Origin of the sequence: Halorussus halobius (assembly GCF_004765805.1) — an archaeon.
In the GTDB taxonomy this organism is placed as follows: Archaea; Halobacteriota; Halobacteria; order Halobacteriales; family Haladaptataceae; genus Halorussus; species Halorussus halobius.
This window is the reverse complement of the sequence record NZ_SBIU01000003.1, coordinates 410,150-432,063: the sequence shown is the minus strand read 5'-3', so window position 1 is coordinate 432,063 and position 21,914 is coordinate 410,150. Positions and strand designations below refer to the sequence as shown.

The window sequence follows — 21,914 nt, the reverse complement described above, 5'->3', positions numbered from 1 at the left end:
CTGGTTACCAGAATTTCAGATTCTGCTTGACCGCTTCCCGCTTGAGTTCCTGGATGTGCTCGGTCAGCGGGATGTCCTTCGGACAGACGTTCGTGCAGGAGAACTGGGTCTGGCACCGCCAGACGCCGTGTTCCTGGTCCAGAACGTTCATGCGGTGTTCTTTCATCTCCTCGCCCTCGCGGTCGTCCATCGCAAACCGGTAGGCCTTGTTGATGGCCGCCGGCCCGAGGTACTGGTTGTCCCCGGCCGCGATGTTACACGAGGACATACACGCGCCACACCAGATACAGCGCGTGGACATCTTTATCTTCTCGCGGTTCTCCCGACTCTGGCGTTGCTCTTCGAGGCCGTCGTCGGGCGCGTCGCCCTGGAAGAACGGCTCGACCGCGTGCATCTGGTCGTAGAAGTGCTCCATGTCGACCACGAGGTCTTTGACCACGTCCTGATGGGGCAGCGGCTCGACCCGCACCGGCTGGTCGAGGTCGGCTATCTGGGTCTGACAGCCGAGTCGCTGACGGCCGTTGATGAACAGCGCGTCCGAGCCACACACCGCCTGCCGGCACGAATGGCGGAACGTCAGCGTGGTGTCGTAGGTGTCGCGGGCGTAGATGAGCGCGTCCAGCACCGTCATCCCCTTCTCGCGGGGGACCGGGAAGTCGTCGAAGCGCGGCTCCGACTTGGCCTCGACTTCGGGGTCGTACCGGAACACCTTCAACTGGAAGGTGTCCTCGTCGGGTTCGGCGGGCGCGCCCGACACCGACTGGCGGCGGGCGTCCCGCTCCTGTCGGCGTCGGTCGCCGTGGGACGGTTCGGCCGCGTCCTCGGCCTCGTGTTCGACGCTCTCGGTTCGGTCGTCTTCTTTCGGAACTTGCGTACTCATGGATTACATCACTCCGGACATGACGAGCGCGACGTAGGTACCCTGTGCGGCCAGCGCGAGCCCCGCAACGCCGAGCACGACCTGGACCGCGCGCTTGGCGGTCCCGGTCAGGCCCTGGTTCAACAGCGCGGCGTATACGCCGTTGACGCCGTGGAACGTTGCGGTCACGAGGAACAGTACCATCGTGGCGAAGTAGCCCCACTCGCTCATCCGGGCGGTCGTCCCTCCGAACGTCACCTCGGAGGCGTGGCTGATGAAGTGGAGCTGGAAGAAGTGGAACGCGAGCACGACGATGAGAAACGCGGCGGTCACCCGCTGGAGCAGCCACGGGAGGCTCCCGCTCCGGAACGAGGAGTAGCGTTCGGCCATCTCAGAACGCCCCCTCGAGGAACGTCGGGATGCTCGCCAGCACGATGGCACCGGTCACGACCAGCGAGGCGTAGAAGCTCTTGTCCTGTGCTTCGAGTCCCACGCCGAGGTCGACGAACAGCAGCCGGACCCCGTTGAGAATGTGGAAGACCGCGACCGCGAGCAGGCCGACCTCCATGATGCGAACGACGGTCAGCATCTCCAGCCCCTGAATCGTGGCCGTGTAGACGTTGACCTGCTCGCCGTTCAGCATCGCGGTCGCTCCGTTCGCGCCCGGGATAGCGGTGCTCAGCACGGCGATGTGGGTGAACAGATAGCCGATGAGAACCCACCCGCTGAACTTGTGAAGTATCCAGGCCCACATCCCGGCGGTGAACTCGCGCCACCGGCCGAAGTCCTCGACGAGGCCTCGATTGTACGATTGACTCATACTTGTCCGTTCGGGAGGTTGGACTGTGGGCAAATAGAAGTTTCTACCTGCTACCGACTCGCAGACCCGGCTGGCGGCGGCGACGGATTCTCGACTGGCTCGCCCCGGGCGCGCTCGCGCTTGAGCGCTCGCCGGGTCTTCGCCGAAAGTTCGACCATATGACACAACGGGTTGCCGGGGTAGACCACGGGGTTCTCCAGAATCCCGACGAGCAGCCCGGTGAACGGCGCGTCGACCGGCTCGCGGTCGGTCTTGAACGGGTTGGTGATGGTGCAGATGGTGTCGCCCTCGTACACCAGCGACCCCCGGTCGTGGTGCATCTCGACCAGTCCGCCCGCGTCCGCCCGGAGCCACGTCTTCTCCTTGGCGTCGTCGATGACGGTTCGCCACCCCGGCCACTTGACCGAGGCGGTGCTTTCGAGACCGTACTCCGCGAGGACGCTGGCGACGCCCTCCAGCCCCCGGTCGATGAACTCCCGCTGGAAGCGGTGGGCCTCGCCCATCTCGATGGTGATGGTCGGGATGTCGGCGTCGGAGGCCTCCCGGCGGAGGGTCCCGGAGGGCCCCTCCGAGGAGATGACGACGTTCGAGCCGAACGCCTTCGCGAGTCTGGCCACCTCGGGGTCGGCCATGTCCGCTCGGACGTGAAGCATGTTCGTCCGTCCGCGCGTGGAGGTGTGGAAGTCCAGTCCCACGTCGCACGGCTCCACGAAGTTCCGGAATATCTGGTCGGCCATCCGCTTGGCGCTGGTCGACCCTGCCCGGCCCGGGAACGACCGGTTGAGGTCCCGGTCGTAGATGGGGAGATAGCGCTCCTGGGCGATGAATCCGGGGACGTTCAGCACGGGGAGACAGACCAGCGTGCCCCGGAGGTCGTCGTGGTTCCAGTCCTGGGCGACCTCCCGGACCACCTCTATCCCGTTGAGTTCGTCGCCGTGGGCCGCCGCCGACAGGAACACGGTCGGCCCGGACTCGGCCCCGTTCACGATGGTAACGGGGATGCGAACCGGGTCGCCCAGATACGTCTCGCTGATGCCGTACCGGATGTTCTGGGTCTCGCCCGGTTCGACGATGCCGCCGTTGTACGTGAAGGCGTCGGGGTCCGGGTCCGAGCCGGTCATATCACCCACTCGGACCCCGCCCTATATAAAGACGGGGCAGTCGAACCGGCCGGTCGGACGCCGATGTCTTCGTTTTTTAAGCCTCGCGGGCGACTGTCCACGCACAAATGGGTACTGACGGGTCGGACGTGCGGGTCGGCGTACTGAGCCTCCACAACAGCAAAGAGACCAAGGCCATCCTGAACGCGGTCGAGGACCTCGGTCACACGCCGCTGTGGCTCCGCGAGGAGAACACGGCGGTCGACATCCAGAACGACGAGACCCGCCTCGAACCGGAGGTCGACGTCGTGGCCAACAGGCTCCTGCTGTCGAACACCGAACAGCCCTCGGAGGCGCTCGGGCTCGCCAAGATATACGACTCGCTGGTGCCGGTGCTCAACGGGCCCAGTTCCGTGATGACGGCCATCCACAAGTTCGCGACCGCGACCGCGCTGGCCGACGCTGGCCTCCCGGTGCCCGACGCCCTGCTCGCGCTGTCGAACGACCGGCTCAACGACGGTCGGTCCACCTTCGGCGAGGAGGCGGTGTACAAGACCGCCATCGGCACCCACGGCGGCGGGACGTGGAAGGTCGGCCCGGACGAACTGGTCAACCCCCGCGTGGGCGACCGGCAGGCCTTCTTGCAGGAACTCATCGAGCGCGACGAGGGCAAGCACCGCGACCTCCGGGTGTACGTCGTGGACGACCGCATCGTGGGCGCGATGAACCGCTACGCGCCCGACAACGACTGGCGGACCAACGTCGCGCTCGGCGGGGCCGTCGAGGACGCCACCGACACGATGCCCCGCGAGGTGGCCGACATCGCCCGCGAGGCCGCCGACGTGGTCGGCCTCGACTACGCGGGCGTCGACCTCATCGAGGGCCACGACGGCTGGCACGTCCTCGAGGTCAACCCCACCGCCGGGTTCAAGGGGCTGTTCGAGGCCACCGAGCGCAGCGCCGCGCCGTACATCGCCCAACTCGCCATCGAGCGCGGCGGTGGCACGGTCGACGAGCGCCGGGTCGAGGAGCTGACCGCCGCGCTCGACGACTCGGTGCCCGCGTGCAAGCCCCGGCCCAGGGACACCGGTCCGACCGAACCCGTGGTCGTCGGCTACACCGAAGACGTCGTACTCAGCGGTACTTCCGGCTCGGAGACGGTCACCGCCAAGTCCGACACGGGCGCGACCCGGACCAGCATCGACACCAAGCTCGCGGCCAAAATCGGCGCGGGACCCATCAAGAGCATCGCCCGCGTCAAGTCCGGCTCCAGCAAGTCCAGTCGGTCCCGGCCGGTCGTGGACGTGGTGGTCGGCGTCGGGGGCAATCGCCACACCGTGACCGCCAGCGTCGAGGACCGGGGCCACATGGACTACCCGGTGTTGCTGGGTCGGGACATCCTGAAGAACTACCAGGTGGACGTGCGCCGCCGGGTCGACCGCGAGGAAGAGACCGAGGAGTAGGAGTTCGGCTGGACGATTCGGTTTCTCTCTGTCGTCGCTTGCGGGCTGGTTTTCCACGGCACGCGCTATTCCCGATTCGTCTCGCGTCGGCGCGCGCTGGCGCGGTCCTCGTGACCGCGCCGAAGCGCGCGAGGGAGAGGCGCTCTCGTGCGCCCCGAGGCTAGGGCGGGGTGAGGCTCCCGCTGTGCGGTCGCGGGGCGGTGCGGTCACTCATTTGCCTCGGCAGTAGCTAGCTTCTCCGACTCGTAATTCCGTGGTGAAAAGTCGAAGAAGCGAACTTCAGCCTCGACAACTGAGTGACTGCACCGCCCCGCACCGCGACCGCACCTCGTCCTCCCCACCCGATTGCGGTCCTCACTTCGTTGCGGTCCTCATCCCTCGCGCGATTGGGCGTGGCACGGAGGCCGCGCCCGCACGCACCGATGGTGAACGCCGAATCAGCGAGCGCCGATGGGGACACGTCCGAGCAACGAACCGCGAACCGAATCCAGTTGGCGTCTCGACCCGAAGCCGTGGGCTCATTACGCCCGCGTCCCTACTTGCGCTCGAATGACCGAGGACCCGAACGTCGCCCCGGACCCGAACGCCGCACTCGGCGAGGACGCCTATCTCGGCCCGCTGGTCGAGGCCCACGGCCCCGTAACCGTCGAGCCGGCCGACGACTTCTTCGCCCGGTTCGTCACCTCCATCCTGCGCCAGCAGGTGTCGATGGCCTCCGCGGCCGCGACCCGCGAGCGACTGTTCGACGCCGTGACGGTCACGCCCGAGGGCATCCTCGACGCCGACCCCGAGGTGCTGCGGGACGCCGGCCTCTCGGCGGCCAAGGCCGACTACGTCAAGAACGTCGCCGAGGCGTTCCGCACGGAGGGTTACTCGCGGTCGTACTTCGCCGACATGCCGGACGCCGACGTGGTGGCCGAACTGACGTCCATCACGGGCGTCGGCGAGTGGACCGCGAACATGCAGCTCGTGTTCTCGCTCGGCCGGCCGGACGTGTTCCCGGTCGGCGACCTCGGCATCCGCAAGGGGATGGAGACGGTCTTCGACGAGGAGTTGACTCGCGCAGAGATGGTCGACCGCGCCCAGCGATGGGCACCCTATCGGAGTTACGCCAGTCGCTACCTCTGGCGGGTCGAGGACGGGGAGTGACGGGGCGGTCGTAACGCGGATTCGGGGGCGAAACTGGAGGGCCGAAGCGGAACGGGCGGCAGATGAACTGGCCAGGGGACTCGACGGCGGGCCGAATCAGCGGGCCGACGCGCGGCGCTCAGCGGACGTCTTCCTCGCGGGCGGCGAGGTCGAGGTACTCCGCGAGCGGGTCGGCGGCGGCGAGCGACACGAACTCGTCCTCGGCGTCGTAGCTGACGGCTCCGGCCTCCGTCAGTCGGGGCAGTTGGCAGTGATGGAGGTCCGCGAGCACCCGCTGGGTCCGGACGCCGTCGCTCGACCCCGACGCGGGCACGGACTCGTCGGCGTCGCGCTCCCACGCCGCCACCTGCTCGGCGAGTTCCTCGACGCCCATCGCGCCCTCTCGGTCCCGAAGAGCGTAGAGGACGAACCGACGCCGGCGGTTCGACAGGAGGTCGAGCGTGGCGTCCAGCGCGGGAGAGACGTCCCGCCCTCCGCCGTAGTCGCCGGCCGCGTTCGGGGTGTCCGTGTTCATCATGCACTCTTACGTGGACGCTCCGGGTGGAAAAGCACGGGACCTAAAGGATTAGGTGTCCTCTTCGGAAACCCTTAATCGGAACCGGACCGTAGTGGCGAGTGCGTACCTCAAGTCCCCGCCCGAGCAGTCCCACGCGGGAACGATGACAGCGCGGAGAACCCGGGTACGCGACAGACCAGTGGGTCGGCTACCCCGAATTAGTCCGCCCGGCACGAGGGTTTGCCAGCCGACGCGGCACGCCGCCACGGGATGACGCTGGAGGTTAGTGTTCCGGGCGCACACGTTCCGTCAACGAAGATACGTCTCTAACGTGTTACGGCCTTCGCCCAGTTTGAACAGCTCCGAACTCCGGACGACGTCTCTTCCACCAGTCTGCTTTCGCCACGTCGCCCAGCAGGGGAATCTACCGGACTTCACCTCGGAATAGGGTTCATATTCTACTATAATTACGATAGATTTTTCAAACTAGTAATATTATATACTGCTCCAATGGTATCGGAATTGGACGCCATCTTTTCAGTTATATTTATATATGTTTTGGGTATTATGACTCCAAATCATCATCCGGAGAAGTCATTGAAAGCCGCTCTCTCGGGGATAGCTCAAGTAATTTGGATAATCGTCCTCTTCCATACCGTACCTGCGTTTATTAGGTACAGTAGCGGCGATGTCGACCCCATCGTTTATAATAGTGTGATAGCTACATTCGTCGTCATTCTCTCTATTTGTGTCGTTCTGATCCGTTACTACGGGGTCGAAGATCGCCTTCGCCAATGGTCTATACGTTGAACTTCGAATTTCGGCCGCTACTGGCACGTCGTTCGAGGGATTCTCGTGGGGTGTTTCGTAAGTTCTCGGTTTACTCGCGGTCCGCCGTAGACCAGCGATATATCTGGCGAGTAATGTACAGCCCCGGGACGACGGTGATGCAACCTGTGAGGATTATCACCGCGTCCAGCGTTCCGGGTGGTGCCTCCGCTCGAAGAATTGCGGGCGGGGAGTGATAGAAGACGTAGAGTTGATGGCCCATCATCAGTGTCAGGAGAAGACTCAGGCCAGCAACGATAACGCCTAGCCGTCGAACTTTCTTCAACGCCGACTTCCCTAACATATGCAATACGAACGTCGTTAGATTACAAGAGATTACTGGTTGATACGTCGACGAACTCGACTGTATCTCGGTTCCGGGTGGGAAACGCGGTCGTCCGCCGAAATTTCGTTTCACGGGGGTAGTCGCTTCCACGGCCTCGTGACAGCGCGTCACTCGCTCAGGAAACGCCTCCAACGGACTCCGACGACTCGGTGTCCTCCTCGGACGCGAACCGACTCCACAGCACTCCGAGAACCGAGTGCGGACCGTGCCTGCGGACGACCAGCAGGACGTTCGCGCTGAAGACGACGACCCCGGCCAGCGTGCAGACGCCCCCGACCGCGACCGCGCCCGGCGTTCCGAGCAGGTCGCCGGCCACCAGTCCCGCGACGCCCGCCGCCAGCAGCCAGAAGTCGACCGCCGCGAGCCGGCCGTCGTAGAGGTCGTCTATCATCGGCACGTCCTCGAACCCGAGCAGGTCGCTGTACCGGTGGACCCAGACGACGAACGGGACGACGTGGTAGACGGTGCCGACGACGACGAACCCGACGACGCCGAACGCGAGCAGGTGAGCCGTTCCGGGCGCGCCGAACAGCCCCGCCGGCGCGAGCGGGGCGGCGAGCCACGCGGGAATCGCGAGCGCGACCCAGAGTCCGACCGCGACCGGGACCACGGCGTACCGCGAGAGCATCGGCGTCCGCTCGACGCGCGTTTCGTACAGCCGGCGGGCCAGCACGACCGCGAACCCGAGCAGACCGGCCGCGACGAGGACGCCGCCGACCCGCGCGAGGTCGGCGAGGCCCAACAGCCGGCCGGCCGCCAGCGCGACGACGCCCGCCGGATAGCCGACCTCCTCGAATCGCCGGAGCGGGACGTCGACGCCGTGGAGTTCGGTCTGAGTGAACATCGTGGCGAGCTGGTAGAGCGCGCCCAGCACGGTCGACAGTATCGCGCCGAACACCGCCAGCGTGGCGTGGGCCAGCCGGAACTCGCCCCGCGAAATCGAGCCGTCGCCGACCGGGACCGCGAGGCCCTCGAACACCGGGACGACGTAGCCCAGCGCGAGCACCCACCCGAAGGCGGTCACGACGAGGAAGAAGCCGAGCGCGAGCGCGAAGTGGCGCTCGGTCACGTCGAACGGGCGGACGCCCAGCAGGGTCCGCCCGACGTTGTAGACGAACGTCCAGAACCCCGCGAGCGCGAGGCCGCCGAAGACCGGCGTCCACGCCAGCGCGCCCGCGAGCAGCGCGCCCGCGAGTCCCGCCAACCCGAGCGTCACGAGCCACAACTGGGCGACCGAGAGCCGACGCGAGTGGATGGCGGTCCCCGACCACACCGGCACGAACTGGGTCATCGCGCCCATGATGGTCACGCAGACCCACCCCGCCAGCAGCAGGTGGACGTGCGCGAGCCCCGCCCGGGCGGGGCCGGCGTCGAGCGCCGCGAGGAGTCCGACGACGCACCCGACGGCGAGAAACCCCAGCGCCACGAGGAAGTGGCGCAGCGGGACCGTCATCGGGGGCTGGCTGTCGGTGTTGAGGTCGCCCGGAATCGCTCCCATGCCTCGGGGTTGGACCGACGCGCACCTCGGTCTGATTCCGAACGTGTTCGGGACTACGCACACGCCGCGACGGGGCGTACGAACGCACATGAACCCCTTCCGATCGCACTTCGGCGACGACGATTCGGACGAGGCCGACGGGCTCTTCGACGACGACGACGAGTTCGTCCCCGACCACCTTCCGGTTCCCGGGCCGTTCCTCCAGGGCCACGACGTGCTCGACGGTGAGGACCACGTCGCCTTCCACGAGACGACCCGCGAACTGTTCGAGGAGCGCGGGGTCTACGACATGACCTTCGACTACAACCTCGCGCGACTCAACCTCGACACCCGCCACGAGCGCGCCGGCTACCGGTACGCCGAGGCGGACGGCGACGACCCCGAGGCGACCGGCGACCTCGCGGCGGGGTTCGACGACCTCACCGAGGACGACGACCCCTCCGTCCTCCGGGCGGAGTTCACGCCCACGACGCCGTTCTGCCCGCAGACCCACACCCTCACGGTGGGGTCGTTCCGGGCGTGGAACGGGCTCGCCGACCGACACGACTACGACCTCGTCCGGGTCCGGGCCGCCGAGATGCACCACGACAGCGGGACCATAAACCGGCAGCTCGCCGACCTCGAAGCGACGTACCTCGAAACCGGCGACCTCTCGGCGAATCCGAATCGGAGCGCGGGCGGCGCGAGCGACCCGGCCGCGTCCGGGAACTCGAACGCCGACCCGCCCGAACGCGGGCCGAGTCGCGGGTCGCAGGCCCCGTTTTGACCGTCCCGTTCGTCAGTCCTCGCGGGGCTCCGCCGACGCGGCGCGACCGGTCGCGCGCTCGACGGCGCTCGTCACCGCGCGCTCGGCGTACGACGACAGCAGGTGGACCCGGAACTCGCCGGAGGCGGTCGCGTCGGCCCGCGCCTCCTTAGGGTCGACGTCCTCGCCCGCTCGCTCGGTCGCGTCCGCAATCGTCTCGCGGTCGGCCCCACCGCCGACCAGCGCGTCCTCGACGCCTCGGAGGCGGGCGGGCGCGTCGGTCGCGCCGCTGGCGACCACGCGAGCGTCGGTCACCGTCCAGTCGCGGACCGCGACCGAGGCCGCGACGCCCACGAGCGCGAACCCCGAGGCCGGATGGGGCTTCTTGGCGTACGCGCCGCCGGCCGCCCGCGCGCTCGGGACGCGAATCTCGGTCAGCAGTTCCCCGTTCTCGATGGCGGTTTCCCCGTCGCCCTCGAAGAACTCCTCGGCCGGTATCGCGCGCTCGCCGTCTGGGCCGGCGAGCGCGAGCGTGGCGTCGGCCGCGACCGTCGCGGCCGGGAGGTCGGCGGCCGGATGGGCCTCCACGAGGTTCCCGCCGACGGTCCCGCGATTCCGTATCTGTCGGTCGGCGACCTCGCCGGCGGTCGCGGCCAGCACGGTCGCGCGCTCGCCCGCGGCGGGCGAGTCGGCGAGGGTCGCGTGGGTCGCGAGCGCGCCGACCGCGAGCGAGCCGTCCGCGTCGTCGTCCCCGCCGCGTTCGGGCGCTTCGACCCCCCGGAGCGAGTCGAGGTCGCTCACGTCCACCACGACATCGGGAGTCGACTCGCGGGCCTTCATCGCGGGGAGCAAGCCCTGTCCGCCCGCGAGGACGGCGACGTCGGCGTCACCGCCCTCGGGGTCGCCGTCCTCGTCGGCGTGAGTCGCCAGCAGCTCCAGCGCCTCCTCGACGCTGGTCGCCCGGTGGTAGTCGAACTCCTCGGGGAACATCTCAGTCCCCGCCTCCGGGCGGGGTCTCGCCGGGGCGCTCGCCCGTCGGCGAGTCGCCGGTGGGCTCGGGCGTCCAGTCGCCGGTCGTCGCTTCCGGGCCGACCGCGGCGGCGGCCGACTCGACCGCGTCCACGACGTTCTGGTAGCCGGTGCATCGGCAGACGTTGCCCTTCAGCGCGGTCCGTATCTCCTCGCGGTCCGGGTCGGGATTCTCGTCGAGGAGTTCGGTCGCGGTCGTCACCATGCCGGGCGTGCAGTAGCCACACTGGAGGGCGTGTTCCTCGTGGAACGCTCGCTGGACCGGGTGGAGGTCGTCGCCGTCCGCGAGCCCGCCGGCGGTCGTGACCTCGGAGCCGTCGGCCTGCACCGCGAGCACCATGCACGACTTGACCGCCTCGCCGTCGAGGCCGACCGTGCAGGCCCCGCACTTGCCCGACTCGCAGCCCACGTTCGGGGCGGTGTAGCCGAGGTCGTCCCGGAGCGCGTGGACCAGCAGGGTCCGGGCCTCGACGGTGAGGCGCTCCTCGGTGCCGTCGACGGTCAGGGTGACGTCGTGTTCGCTCATCGCACCCAACTCCCGGAGGGAGCCACTAATACCTTTGCTGGGTGCGGAAGAAACGGGCCCGAGTTCGCTCGGCCCCGAGGGACTCGCGGTCCACTCGGTCGGACGGGACGGTGCCGTCAGCGGTGTCTCGGGCACTGCTCGCGTCTCAGTCGTCGCTTTCGACCTTGATGTCGGCCGACAGCCCCTGGGCCATCTCGATGTCCTTCGAGTTGTTCATCGTCCACGCGGTGCGCTCGGTGACGGCCTCGATGGCTTCGCGGGCGCTCGGGTAGCCGTTGCCCGACTTCTTGACGCCGCCGAACGGGAGCTGGACCTCCGCGCCGATGCAGGGCAGGTTGGCGTACGCCAGCCCGATCTCGGCTTCGTCGCGGAACTGGTTTATCTGGCGGTAGTCCTCGGAGATGACCGCACCGGCCAGCCCGTAGGGCGTGTCGTTGTGAATCTCCATCGCGCGGTCCATGTCGCCGCTGTACTCGACGAGCGCGACGTGGGGGCCGAAGACCTCCTCCTTGAGACACCGGAGGTCGGTGTCGTAGTCGACCTCGTAGACGAACGGGCCGACCCAGAAGCCCTCGTCGTGGCCGTCGGGAATCTCGTCGTCGTCGAGTTCCGCGCGGTCGACCAGCACGTTCGCGCCCTCCTCGCGGGCGAGCTCGTTGTACTGGTGGAACTTCTCGACCTGCTGCTCGTTGACGACCGGGCCCATGAAGGTGTCCTCTTCGAGGGGGTCGCCGACTGACACCTGCTGGGCGAGTTCGACGTAGCGCTCCTTGAACTCGTCGTAGACGTCCTCGTGGACGATGAGGCGCTCGCTGGAGACACAACGCTGGCCCGTGGTCTTGAACGAAGACATCACGGCCGAGTGGACCGCCACGTCGAGGTCCGCGTTCTCCGTGACGACGATACCGTTCTTGCCGCCCATCTCGCAGGCCGCCAGCTTGCCCGGCTCGCCGCCGACCTTGCTGGCTATCTGCTGGCCGACCTCCGAGGAGCCGGTGAACAGCACGGTGTCGACCCGGTCGTCCTCGACGATGGCGTTGCCGGCGTCGCCGAACCCTTGGACCATGTTGAACACGCCGTCGGGGATGCCGGCGTCGACCATCATCTCGGCGATTATCTGGCCGCACCACGGCGTCTGCTCGGCGGGCTTCCAGACGACCGTGTTGCCCTCGACCAGCGCGAGCGCCATGTGCCAGAACGGGATGGCGACCGGGAAATTCCACGGCGTGATACAGCCCACGACGCCCCGGGGTTTGCGGCGCATGTAGGCGTCCTTGCTCGGAATCTCGGAGGGGACCACGTCGCCGTGGGGATGGCGGGCGTTGCCGGCGGCCCACTCGACCATGTGTGCGGCCTCGACCACGTCGGCTTTCCCCTCGGATATCTCCTTGCCACACTCCTTGGTGACTATCTCGCCGAGTTCGTCGGTCCGGTCCTTGAGTTCGTGGTAGACGTCCCAGAGGTACTCCGCGCGGTCGATGTACGAGAGGTCGCGCCACTCCTCCTCGGCGGCCTCGGCGGCCGCGAGCGCCTCGTCGACGTCGCCCTCGGTGGCCCGGTGGAACTCCCCGAGTACCTCCTGATTCGAGGGGTCGACGCTCTCGAAGGTCTCGTCGCCGCTCCCGTCGGTCCACTCGCCGCCGATGTAGTGGCCGTAAATCTGCTCGCTGGCTTGCTGGCTCATGTTCAGGTAAAAATTGTTGTGGGCACCATAAAAAAGACTGCTACTCGGTCGGGTGGTCGGTCGCCCGTCGAGCGGTCAGTGACACCGCTTCTCGATCTCGCCCTTGACCTCCACGGCGTCGAAGTCGTGGTCGGGTCGGATGTTCACGAAGTCCAGGAACTCCCGGGCCGCGAGCAGTTCGTCGGGCGCGTAGTGGTCGGCGGCGGCCGATACGGCCGCGCGAGCGCCGATTCGAGGTTCGAGTGCCGCGAGCGCGCACGCGAGGTCGTACGACCGGGCCTCGTCGACGCCCGCCTCGCGGACGCTGGTGGCGTCGATGAAGTACACCTCGCCGTCCTTCACGAGCACGTTCTCGCCCCGGAGGTCGCCGTGCGCGAGCCGGTGGTCGTGCATCGCTGCCAACGCGCCGAACACCTCGGGCGCGAGGTCCGCGACCGTCTCCCGGGACAGGTCCTCGAACGTCCGGAACTCGGGCAGGTACTCCATCACCAGCACGCCCATCCCGTCGACCTCGAACGTCTCGATGGGTGCCGGTGCGTTGACGCCGATGTCGCGCATCCGGCGCGTGGCGTCGATTTCGTGGTCGCACATCGCCAGCGGGTCCTCGAAGTGCTCGAAAAAGCCCTCCGTGCCCGACGAGAACGCGCCGAGGTTGCGCGCGCCGGTGAACACCGCGTGGACCAGCGAGTTCTGGTCGGTGACTAGCTTCACGAACCAGCGGTCGTCCACCACGCAGGGCGTCGACAGCCAGTTGTCGGCGTCCAGAAACTCGACCCGGAGCTCGGGCTCGTCGTACCGACGCGCCAACTCCTCGAACACGGCTTCCAGCCGCTCCCACTCGATGGTCCCCCGGACCAGCCGCCGGATGCTCATCACTGCCGGGTAGGCGACCGCCCGATAAAAACCCACTTGCCCGCGCCGCCCCCGCTCGTCGGGACCGCGAGTCAGAACAGCGACATCACGGTCGTCCCGAGGTAACCGAGACTGGCGACCGCCGTCAGCGCGAGCACGGCCAGCACGGCCAGCCGGCGGGGCGTCGGCTCGACCTCGACGCCGGTCCGCTCGCGGACGCGGTCGGGGAACCGCGACCACCACAGCTCGACGCCGCCCCACGCCAGGAGGACCCCGCCCAACGAGACGGTCGTCAGCACGTCGTAAAAGCCCATCCACCACGGGAAGATGTAGCCCAGCAACGCGTTCTGCATCTTGATGGGGACGACCGACCGGACCGCCTCCTCGAACCGCTCGGCCGGCCCCTCGGGCGGCGCGGCCGCGTTCGATTCGAGGTCGGCCGCCGCGGCGCTCGTGCCGCCGGCGCTCTCCTCGCCGGAGCCGAGCCGCTCGGCCTCGTAGGGTCGGTCGACCGGCAGGCTCCAGACGATTTCGCCCTCGGGGTTCACCTCGAACACCCGGTCGCCGATGGTGTCGGTTATCATGGTGTTGTCGTTTGGCAGGCGGTCGGCGTCGCGGGGCCACTGGGTGTCGGCGTCGGTCCAGCGCCACGTCCGATTCCACGAGCCGTTCTCGCGCTGGTACTCCACGAGCCGGTCGTTCTCCGAGTCGGCCACGAGGACCGCCGGGCCGCCCGCCGACTCGGGGATGTAGTCGGGGTTGTGCTGTTCGTGGAGGACGTCGTGGTCGTCGTCGCTCCCGAGGGTCCAGTCGTCGACGACCCCGGTCGAGCGATTGACGAACGCCACCTGGTCCTGGTTGCGGAGGTCGACCATGATGCGGCCGTCGTCGAGGTACTCCACGTCGTTGAGGTGGACCCAGTCGCCGTCGTACGGACCGCCGCTGCCGGGCGAGAGGTAGCTCTCGGCGCTCCACGTCCACTCGCGGATGCCCGAGGAGCCGTTGACGACGAACGCCACCTCGTTGGCGATGTCGGCCACGAGAACGTGGGTGTCGTTTATCACGTCCACGTCGTGCCACCGGCCGCCGACCGAGCGATGGCTGTAGAGCCGGGTGCGCTCGCCGGTCGAGAGGTTGAGCCGCTCGACCACGTTCCGCCGGCACTCCCCGCCCGAGGTCGGGACGGGCTCGCCCTCGCACACCGACGAGTCGAGGCGCTCGGTGGCGACGTACGAGACCGTCCGGTCGGTCCCCGGCGTCGGGTCGACGTCCCAGTAGGTGCTGTACCGCTCGGTCTGGTAGAGGACGGTCCCGTTGGAGCGGAACGCGACCAGTTCCCCCGAGACGTCTCGGACGTCGCCGTTCTGAACCGCGACGACGGTGACGCCCGACCGGGGTTCGACTACCTGTGGCTGCTCGCCGGTGTGGAGGTCTGCCGTTCGGTCGTACCGGGCGTTGGGCGACTCGCCGGCGGTGACGAACCCGGCCGCCAGCGCGAGCACCATCCCGAGAACGACCACCGCGAGGACCGCTCGAATCTGCGTGCGGCGGGTCACGCTTCGCGGATTTCGAGTGTCAGTATTAAGTGGTTTCGACATTCGTTCGGTGCGGGATGGAGGGTAGCCCGACGCGGGTGCGGAGACTTTTTATCGCGGCTCGCGCAACTTTTGCGCATGGATTTCAGCCTCCCCGACGAACATCGGATGATACGGGACACGGTGCGGGAGTTCTGCGAGGAGGAGATCGAGCCCGTCGCTCAGGACATCGAGGACGAGCATCGGTTCCCCGAGGAACTGTTCGACCAGCTCGCGGACCTCGACATGATGGGCGTCCCCGTCGCCGAGGAGTACGGCGGCCTCGGGGGCGACCAGTTGCTGTACGCGCTCGTGACCGAGGAACTCGGCCGCGTCTCGGGGTCGGTCGGCCTCTCGTACGCCGCGCACGTCTCGCTGGCGAGCAAGCCCATCGAGCTGTTCGGCACCGACGAGCAGAAAGAGCGCTGGCTCCGACCGCTCGCCGAGGGCGAGTACCTCGGCTCGTGGGCGCTGACCGAACCCGACAGCGGGTCGGACGCCAGCGACATGAACACCACCGCTCAAAAGGACGGCGACGAGTGGGTGCTCAACGGCACCAAGCAGTTCATCACGAACGCGAACGTGGCCGGGAGCGTCCTCGTGAAGGCGGTCACCGACCCCGAGGCGGGCTACGACGGCATCTCGACGTTCATCGTCGACCCCGAAGACGACGGGTTCGAGGTCACGACCGTCTGGGACAAGATGGGACTGAACGCCTCGCCCACCTGCGAGATACAACTCGACGACGTTCGACTGCCCGCCGACCGCCTGCTCGGCGAGGAAGGCGACGGCTGGGAGCAGACCAAAAAGACGCTGGACGGCGGCCGCATCTCCATCGCGGCGCTGTCGACCGGGCTCGCGCAGGGCGCGTACGAGGCCGCCAGGGAGTACAGCACCGAGCGCGAGCAGTTCGGCAAGCCCATCTCGAAGTTCGACGCCATCCGGAACAAGGTGGTCTCGATGGACCGTAAGGTCGAGCGCGCCCGCCTGTTGACCCACAAGGCGGCGTGCAAGTACGACCGGGGCGAGTCGGTCACCCGCGAGAGCGCGCTCGCCAAGCTCGACGCCAGCGAGGCCGCCCGCGAGGTGGCCGAGGACGCGGTCCAGACGCTCGGGGGCTACGGCTACACCGAGGACTTCGCGCCCCAGCGGTTCTTCCGGGACGCCAAGCTGATGGAGATCGGCGAGGGGACCAGCGAGATTCAGCACCTGGTCGTGGGGCGGGAGCTCGGCCTCTGAACGTCGGGAGGGTCACGTCCCGAATCGGAACCGGCGAGAATGGGGTGATAGAGACGAAGGGGGCTGCGAGACGTTCGCGCGCGGATAGAAGAGCGACTAGAGGGAGACCGCCGTCTGGTCGGTCAGCGTGGGTGGCACCTGATGGTGGTAGGTCACTGCACCGGCGGAGGTGATGATCTTGACGGTGAAGTCCTCGGCCTCCTTGAGGCCGTGGTCGCCGTCGGTCAGTTCGACTGCGTCGAGCGTGATGCGGAATCGGTCCTCCTGATGGACGATAACCGGCGCGGTGTCGTCGATGTCCTGGATGGTACTGGTCGCGAACCGCGTGTCGTTTGCCTCCTCACCGTGCGTGAGAATCGTCCCGCCGTCGGGACCGAGCCACTCGACGGTCGCCGTCGAGAGGTTGATGTCGCCCGCCCCGGAGCCTTTCATCACGGTCATGTTCACGAAGTGGACCGACTCGTCGTTGCCCACGTCGCCGATGGTGTTGACCACGCTGACCCGGTCGGTCACCTGCGCGCTCGACTCCTGTCCGGTCTGTTCGGCCTTGTTCTGCAGAAAGCCCGCAGTGTTGATGAGCACGCCCGCAGCGATAGCGGCCACCAGCACCATCGCGATGAACACGATGAGCGTGCCGATACCCACCTGACCACGGTCGGTCAGTTCCGTGTCGAACATAGTTACGTGGCTCGGCCTTCTCACACAGAGGACATAAAACCCCGACGCCGTTATCACGCCTGAGAACCGGTCGGCGGTCGGTCCGGTTCGGTCGCTACGGCCAGTTCCCGCCTTCCTCGTAGGCTTCGAGCACGCGCTGGATGGCGACCACGTACGCGGCGGTCCGCATGTTGGGCGCGCCGGTCGACTCGTAGGTGTCGACCAGATTGTCGAAGGCGTCGGTGATGACGCGTTCGAGCTCCTCGTTGACGCGGTCCTCGGTCCAGTAGAACCGCTGGCGGTTCTGGACCCACTCGAAGTACGAGACGGTCACGCCGCCGGCGTTGGCGAGGATGTCCGGGAAGACGTAGACGTCCGACTCGGCGAGCACGTCGTCGGCGTCGGGCGTGAGCGGGCCATTCGCGGCCTCGACGACGACGTCGGCCGAGACCTCCTCGGCGAGGTCGCCGTCGATGGCGTTTTCCAGCGCGGCGGGTACGAGCAGGTCCACGTCGAGGGTGAGCAGGTCCTCGTTGGACAACTCCTGGTCGGCGTTGTGGTAGCCAGTCACGCTTCCGGTCTCGTTCTTGTGGTGTTTCACGTCGACCGGATTGAAGCCGTCCTCCCGGTAGATAGCGCCGCTGGAGTCCGACACCGCGACCACGTTGGCGTCGAGTTCGTGGATGAGTTTCGCGGCGATCCAGCCGGCGTTACCGTACCCCTGTACGGCGACGTCGGCACCCGCGATGTCCCGGTCGAGGTAGTCGAACGCCTCGCGGGCGGTGAGCATGGTCGACCGCCCAGTGGCCGCCACGCGGCCCGCGCTCCCGCCGCTGTCGGGGGACTTGCCCGTGATGACGCCGGGTTCGGTGGTGTTCTCCAGCGTCTCGTAGGTGTCCTTTATCCAGTTCATCTCGCGCTGGCCGGTGTTGACGTCGGGCGCGGGGATGTCCCTGTCCTCGCCGATGAGCGGCCGGAGTTCCTCGGCGAACGACCGCGTGAGTCGTTCGAGTTCGCTCTCGCTGTAGTCGTCGGGGTCGACGACGATGCCGCCCTTGCCGCCGCCGTACGGAATGTCGACGACCGCACACTTGTACACCATCCAGCCCGAGAGGGCCTTCACCTCGTCGCGAGTGACCCCCGGATGGTACCGGATGCCGCCCTTGTACGGGCCGCGGTCGCCGTTGAACTGCGACCGGTAGGCCTCGAACACCTCGACCGAGCCGTCGTCCATCTCGACCGAGAGGTTGGTCTCCAGCACGCGCTCGGGGTGTTTGAGTCGGGCGAGCACGTCCGCGTCGGCGTCGACGTACGCCGACGCGTCGTCGATCTGCTCTTGCAGACTCTCGAAGGGGTTCGCTTGCTCGGACATCTTCGCCTTCAACTCCCACACACCCGCGAATAAGCGTGACGAAATTATTATCGAATAGACTCCTTTAACAGATAAGGATGTGTTTAAATATCGTCGGCGGCCTCGGCGTACGCCAGCACGCGCTCGGCCTGCGCTATCAGGGGCGCGTCGACCATCTCCCCGTCGACTTCGAAGACCCCCCGGTCCTCGGCGTCGGCCTCTCGCTTGGCCGCCAGCACGCGCTCGGCCCACTCGACGCGCTCGGGGGCGGGCGTGAACGCCTCGTTGATTGGGTCGACCTGCGAGGGGTGGATGGCGAGTTTGCCGTCGAACCCCAGTTCGATGGCGAACTCGGTCGCCTCGCGCAGGCCGTCGGCGTCCTCGAAGTCGGTGTAGACGGTGTCGATAGCGTCCACGCCGGCCGCGCTGGCCGCGAGCACGACGTGTTCGCGGGCGTGGAGTATCTCGGTCCCCTCGTCGGTCCGGGTCGCACCCAGGTCGGCCGCGAGGTCCTCCGCGCCGAACGCCAGCGCGTCGACCGCCGGGACCGCCGCAATCTCCTCGGCCGCGAGGACCCCGGCGGCGGTCTCGACCAGCGCGAGCACCGGGACGGCCGCCCCGCGCTCGTCGAGCAGGCCGGCGAGCGTCTCGACGTCGTCGGCCGCCTCGACCTTCGGGAGCATCACCGAGTCGAGGCGCTGGGCCGCCCGCTCGTCGGCCAGCAGGCCCTGGAGGTCGTCGTCGGCCGCGATGCCGGTGGGGTTGACGCGGACGCAGACCTCGACGTCGGGGTCGAACTCGGGGTCGGCCAGTACGTCCCGGACGGCCGCGCGCGCCTCGTCCTTGCGGTCGGGAGCCACCGCGTCTTCGAGGTCGAACACGAGCGCGTCGGCCCCCGCCCGGGGCGCTTTCCGCAGCATCTCCGGGCGGTCGCCCGGCGTGAACAGCAGGCTTCGGCGTGGCATAGCGCCGAATTGGAGGGCGGACGGCTTCAACCCAGTGGAAGCCACGACGGCTCCGAGTCCCGGCCCGTCCTGCTCACGGGAGCGAAAGGGCTGTGAGGGTGCCGCTCCGGTCGGCCACGTAGGCGGTCCCCTCGGCGACGGTCACCGGAGCGACCACGGGGGCACCCGTCCGGTAGCGCCACAGCGTGGTCCCGTCGTCCCGGTCCAGCGCGGTCACGGTGCCAGCGTCGTCGCCGACAAGCACTGACTCCCCGGCGACGGTCGGCGACGCCCAGAGCCGCCCGCCGACGCGAGCCCGCCACCTCCTCGCCCCGTCCTCGGCGTCGAGCGCCCGGACGGTTCCGTCGGTCGTCGCGACGAACGCGCTCCCGTCGGCGACCGTCGGGGCGGCCCACGCGCTCTCGCTCACGTCGGCTCGCCACTGCAGACGACCCGTGACCGCCGAGATAGCGCACGCTCGGCCGTCGTCGACGGTCGTGAGGTACGCCGTTCCGTCGGCGACGGCCGGCGCGTCTCGGACCGCGACCGACGGGTCGAACCGCCAGTGCTCGCGCCCGTCGGTCCGGTCGTGGGCGTACGCGCCGCCGTCGAGGCTCGCGAGCACGACGCGTTCGCCGGCCACCGCGAGCGAGCACACCGCCCGGGCGGCGTTCCGGAACGTCCCGAGTCGGGAGCCGTCCCGGGCGTGGAGTGCGGTCACGTGCCCGTCGGTCGTCGCGACGAGCACGCTCCCGTCGGCGACCGTCGGGGCGGTCTGTACCCTCCCGGCCGCCTCGAACTCCCACCGTCGTCGCCCCGTCGCGGCGTCGCGCGCCGCGACCGTCCCCTGTTCGGTCGCGGTGCAGACGACGTCTCCGGCCACGGCGGGCCCAGTGGACCGGTCGCGAGCCGACGCCGACCAGCGTTCGGTTCCGTGGTCGCCGTCGACCGCGTGCGTACCGCCGTTCGCGCAGCCGAGGTACACCGTCCCCTCGCACACCACGGGACGGCTCTCGAACCGGCCGCCGCCCCGGTACGCGAACTGGACGCGCGGGTCGGCTGACCCGTCCGATTCGCTCGGCGAGTTCGCTGTCGCGGCGTCGACCGTCGCGGTTCGAACGCGGGGACGACCGTCCGCGGTCCGTGGCTCCCCTGAAGCCAGTTTCCCGGCCGGCGGTCGGTCGTCCCGCGCCGTTCGTCGCGTCGGGTCGCGCCCTGGCGCGCGGTCGACGCGGTCACGGTCCCCTGTTCGCGGTCGCGCCCACTCGAATCGGGTTGCGTCCTCGGACATCGTGTGCCTCGGCGTAACTGACCGCACGCCGACCTAACCCCGCCGTACCCATTGTTATGGGGGCCCTACCGACCGAGCGGCGGTCCGCTGCCGACCGGTAAACGGTGCTTACCGGCCGAAACCGCGTGGGTTTTTGCCCCGCTGGACCGACCGGCCGACCATGGCGGGACGCTACTACGAGGAGTTCGAGGTCGGCGCGACCTACCAGCACGACAAGCGCCGGACCGTCAGCGAGTCCGACAACCAGCAGTTCTGCGACATGACGATGAACCAGCAGCCGCTCCACCTCGACGCCGAGTTCGCCGAGGGCACCCAGTTCGGCGACCGGCTGGTCAACGGCCTCTACACCATGAGCCTCGCGGTGGGGCTGTCGATTCCCGACACCACCGACGGCACCATCGTCGCCAACCTGAGCTACGACGACGTCGAGCATCCCAACCCCGTGTTCCACGGCGACACCATCCGGGCCCAGTCGACGGTCACCGACAAGCGCGAGACCAGCGACGGCGAGCGCGGCGTCGTGACGATGCACGTCGAGGCGTTCGCGGTGAACCGGGAGGGCGAGGCCGGCGACGACCTGCTGGTCTGCGAGTTCGACCGGACGGTCCTCTCGCTGAAGCGGGCCGACCAGTAGCCGAGTCAGGCCGCCATCGCGTACAGCGTGAGGTTGACCAGTGCGGCCGCGAGCCACGGGACGGCCAGCGCAGCGGGCACGATCAGGCCCGGCCGGCCGGCGAGCAACCGACGACAGCCGACTCCGACGCCGACCGCCAGCAGTTTCAGCCCCACCATCGCCCCGAACCCGAACCGCTGCATGGCGGTCCGAGCCACCGGATTCGACTCCCTGAGGCCGAGCCGGAGGCCGTAGTAGGTCGTGGCCAGGTCGGCGACGAGCGCGACGCCGACGAGCGTCCAGAGCGCGCGCTCGACGCGACTGACGCCCGCGAGTGCGTCGACGGTCCGATTCCGCGTCCGGGCGAGGGCGATGGGGTAGCGGCGATCAGAACTCATGGTCGGGCTCCGTCGCGGCGTCCGCTGTCACGGACCGACGAACGGCGAGACCGCCCATTGTTATACGGCTCTTTCGCGCGGGACACGCGGGATTACAAATAATTACTTATTTGGAGAAAACTTTATTAAGAATAATATACTGGTATAATATATGCGTCGGAGAGATTTGCTACGGCGAACCGCGACGGCGAGCGTGCTCGCGGCCGGCGGGGCGGGACTCGCGTCGGCCAGCACCGACGGGCCGACCCACGTGAAGTGGGAGTTCCCGGACGGCAGCGAGGAGGCGATTCCAATCGGGGAGTTCGACCGGCGGTCGGACACCCCCGACGTCGAGGACCTGTCGTGGGACGACGAATCGACCGACGAGGAGTGTTGTTACTGCGTGGATGGCGGGGTCCCCTGCACTCCGTGCATCGTGTTACCGAGGTGCTGAGCCGCCGACGAGGCCCCGG

General features: G+C 68.1%; 22 protein-coding genes. 6 read left to right on the top strand and 16 right to left on the bottom strand.

Annotation, left to right across the window (positions count from 1 at the left end; all coding sequences use genetic code 11):
• Positions 1-4: 4 nt before the first annotated feature.
• Genes EPL03_RS08945 through EPL03_RS08930 form a run of 4 tightly spaced genes read right to left on the bottom strand, consistent with a single transcriptional unit; the run spans position 5 to position 2,800 of the window.
• Positions 5-880, bottom strand: a complete 876-nt coding sequence (locus tag EPL03_RS08945; RefSeq protein ID WP_135828995.1) for a succinate dehydrogenase/fumarate reductase iron-sulfur subunit — start codon at positions 878-880, stop codon at positions 5-7.
• A 3-nt stretch (positions 881-883) separates the two neighbouring features.
• A complete protein-coding gene (locus EPL03_RS08940) occupies positions 884-1,249 on the bottom strand; it encodes a succinate dehydrogenase hydrophobic membrane anchor subunit (RefSeq protein WP_135828994.1) in 366 nt (121 codons plus the stop codon).
• Position 1,250: 1 nt separating this feature from the next.
• Positions 1,251-1,679, bottom strand: coding sequence for a succinate dehydrogenase, cytochrome b556 subunit (sdhC, locus tag EPL03_RS08935; RefSeq protein ID WP_135828993.1), 429 nt, complete (start codon positions 1,677-1,679; stop codon positions 1,251-1,253).
• Positions 1,680-1,729: 50 nt separating this feature from the next.
• Complete coding sequence (locus tag EPL03_RS08930) at positions 1,730-2,800, bottom strand: succinylglutamate desuccinylase/aspartoacylase family protein (RefSeq protein ID WP_135828992.1); 1,071 nt, start codon at positions 2,798-2,800, stop codon at positions 1,730-1,732.
• A 107-nt stretch (positions 2,801-2,907) separates the two neighbouring features.
• Here EPL03_RS08930 and EPL03_RS08925 point away from each other — a divergent pair, with 107 nt between their 5' ends.
• Together EPL03_RS08925 and EPL03_RS08920 are read left to right on the top strand one after the other, a co-directional pair.
• Positions 2,908-4,242 (top strand): ATP-grasp domain-containing protein, encoded by a 1,335-nt coding sequence (locus tag EPL03_RS08925; protein WP_135828991.1) that lies wholly within the window; start codon positions 2,908-2,910, stop codon positions 4,240-4,242.
• 549 nt (positions 4,243-4,791) lie between these two features.
• The gene (locus EPL03_RS08920) at positions 4,792-5,391 is read left to right on the top strand and encodes a DNA-3-methyladenine glycosylase family protein (protein WP_135828990.1); all 600 of its coding nucleotides are present in this window, start codon (positions 4,792-4,794) and stop codon (positions 5,389-5,391) included.
• Positions 5,392-5,509: 118 nt separating this feature from the next.
• Here EPL03_RS08920 and EPL03_RS08915 read toward each other — a convergent pair whose 3' ends face one another.
• Together EPL03_RS08915 and EPL03_RS08910 are read right to left on the bottom strand one after the other, a co-directional pair.
• A complete protein-coding gene (locus EPL03_RS08915) occupies positions 5,510-5,908 on the bottom strand; it encodes a DUF7344 domain-containing protein (RefSeq protein WP_135828989.1) in 399 nt (132 codons plus the stop codon).
• Positions 5,909-7,176: 1,268 nt separating this feature from the next.
• Complete coding sequence (locus EPL03_RS08910; protein WP_135828988.1) at positions 7,177-8,559, bottom strand: hypothetical protein; 1,383 nt, start codon at positions 8,557-8,559, stop codon at positions 7,177-7,179.
• 88 nt (positions 8,560-8,647) lie between these two features.
• On the opposite strand from EPL03_RS08910, the gene EPL03_RS08905 reads away from it, so the two are divergent.
• Complete coding sequence (locus EPL03_RS08905) at positions 8,648-9,325, top strand: hypothetical protein (RefSeq protein ID WP_135828987.1); 678 nt, start codon at positions 8,648-8,650, stop codon at positions 9,323-9,325.
• Positions 9,326-9,337: 12 nt separating this feature from the next.
• On the opposite strand, the gene EPL03_RS08900 is transcribed toward EPL03_RS08905, so the two are convergent.
• The 5 genes from EPL03_RS08900 to EPL03_RS08880 all read right to left on the bottom strand — a co-directional run bounded on the left by EPL03_RS08900 (position 9,338) and on the right by EPL03_RS08880 (position 14,951).
• Positions 9,338-10,294, bottom strand: coding sequence for an FAD binding domain-containing protein (locus EPL03_RS08900; protein WP_135828986.1), 957 nt, complete (start codon positions 10,292-10,294; stop codon positions 9,338-9,340).
• Position 10,295: 1 nt separating this feature from the next.
• Positions 10,296-10,859 carry a (2Fe-2S)-binding protein gene (locus EPL03_RS08895; RefSeq protein WP_135828985.1) on the bottom strand — a complete coding sequence of 188 codons (564 nt, stop codon included), beginning with the start codon at positions 10,857-10,859 and terminating at the stop codon, positions 10,296-10,298.
• Between the two features lie 145 nt (positions 10,860-11,004).
• On the bottom strand, positions 11,005-12,543 hold the full coding sequence (locus tag EPL03_RS08890) for an aldehyde dehydrogenase family protein (protein ID WP_135828984.1): 1,539 nt from the start codon (positions 12,541-12,543) through the stop codon (positions 11,005-11,007).
• Between the two features lie 75 nt (positions 12,544-12,618).
• The gene (locus EPL03_RS08885) at positions 12,619-13,416 is read right to left on the bottom strand and encodes an RIO1 family regulatory kinase/ATPase domain-containing protein (protein WP_135828983.1); all 798 of its coding nucleotides are present in this window, start codon (positions 13,414-13,416) and stop codon (positions 12,619-12,621) included.
• A 71-nt stretch (positions 13,417-13,487) separates the two neighbouring features.
• Complete coding sequence (locus EPL03_RS08880; protein ID WP_210424945.1) at positions 13,488-14,951, bottom strand: aryl-sulfate sulfotransferase; 1,464 nt, start codon at positions 14,949-14,951, stop codon at positions 13,488-13,490.
• A gap of 117 nt (positions 14,952-15,068) precedes the next feature.
• On the opposite strand from EPL03_RS08880, the gene EPL03_RS08875 reads away from it, so the two are divergent.
• The gene (locus EPL03_RS08875; protein WP_135828982.1) at positions 15,069-16,208 is read left to right on the top strand and encodes an acyl-CoA dehydrogenase family protein; all 1,140 of its coding nucleotides are present in this window, start codon (positions 15,069-15,071) and stop codon (positions 16,206-16,208) included.
• A 96-nt stretch (positions 16,209-16,304) separates the two neighbouring features.
• On the opposite strand, the gene EPL03_RS08870 is transcribed toward EPL03_RS08875, so the two are convergent.
• The 4 genes from EPL03_RS08870 to EPL03_RS08855 form a co-directional block, all read right to left on the bottom strand.
• Positions 16,305-16,886, bottom strand: a complete 582-nt coding sequence (locus EPL03_RS08870; RefSeq protein ID WP_135828981.1) for an archaellin/type IV pilin N-terminal domain-containing protein — start codon at positions 16,884-16,886, stop codon at positions 16,305-16,307.
• A 94-nt stretch (positions 16,887-16,980) separates the two neighbouring features.
• Complete coding sequence (locus tag EPL03_RS08865) at positions 16,981-18,237, bottom strand: Glu/Leu/Phe/Val family dehydrogenase (protein ID WP_135828980.1); 1,257 nt, start codon at positions 18,235-18,237, stop codon at positions 16,981-16,983.
• Between the two features lie 83 nt (positions 18,238-18,320).
• Positions 18,321-19,181: an HpcH/HpaI aldolase/citrate lyase family protein gene (locus tag EPL03_RS08860; RefSeq protein WP_135828979.1), complete on the bottom strand. Its 861-nt coding sequence runs from the start codon at positions 19,179-19,181 to the stop codon at positions 18,321-18,323.
• A gap of 73 nt (positions 19,182-19,254) precedes the next feature.
• Positions 19,255-20,451 carry an outer membrane protein assembly factor BamB family protein gene (locus EPL03_RS08855; RefSeq protein WP_135828978.1) on the bottom strand — a complete coding sequence of 399 codons (1,197 nt, stop codon included), beginning with the start codon at positions 20,449-20,451 and terminating at the stop codon, positions 19,255-19,257.
• A gap of 160 nt (positions 20,452-20,611) precedes the next feature.
• Here EPL03_RS08855 and EPL03_RS08850 point away from each other — a divergent pair, with 160 nt between their 5' ends.
• Positions 20,612-21,085 (top strand): MaoC family dehydratase, encoded by a 474-nt coding sequence (locus tag EPL03_RS08850; RefSeq protein ID WP_135828977.1) that lies wholly within the window; start codon positions 20,612-20,614, stop codon positions 21,083-21,085.
• A 5-nt stretch (positions 21,086-21,090) separates the two neighbouring features.
• Here the strand turns inward: EPL03_RS08850 and EPL03_RS08845 are convergent, their stop codons facing one another.
• Positions 21,091-21,462 carry a DUF5658 family protein gene (locus EPL03_RS08845; protein WP_244605228.1) on the bottom strand — a complete coding sequence of 124 codons (372 nt, stop codon included), beginning with the start codon at positions 21,460-21,462 and terminating at the stop codon, positions 21,091-21,093.
• Between the two features lie 151 nt (positions 21,463-21,613).
• Here EPL03_RS08845 and EPL03_RS08840 point away from each other — a divergent pair, with 151 nt between their 5' ends.
• Positions 21,614-21,895, top strand: a complete 282-nt coding sequence (locus EPL03_RS08840) for a hypothetical protein (RefSeq protein WP_135828976.1) — start codon at positions 21,614-21,616, stop codon at positions 21,893-21,895.
• The last annotated feature ends 19 nt before the right edge of the window (positions 21,896-21,914 follow it).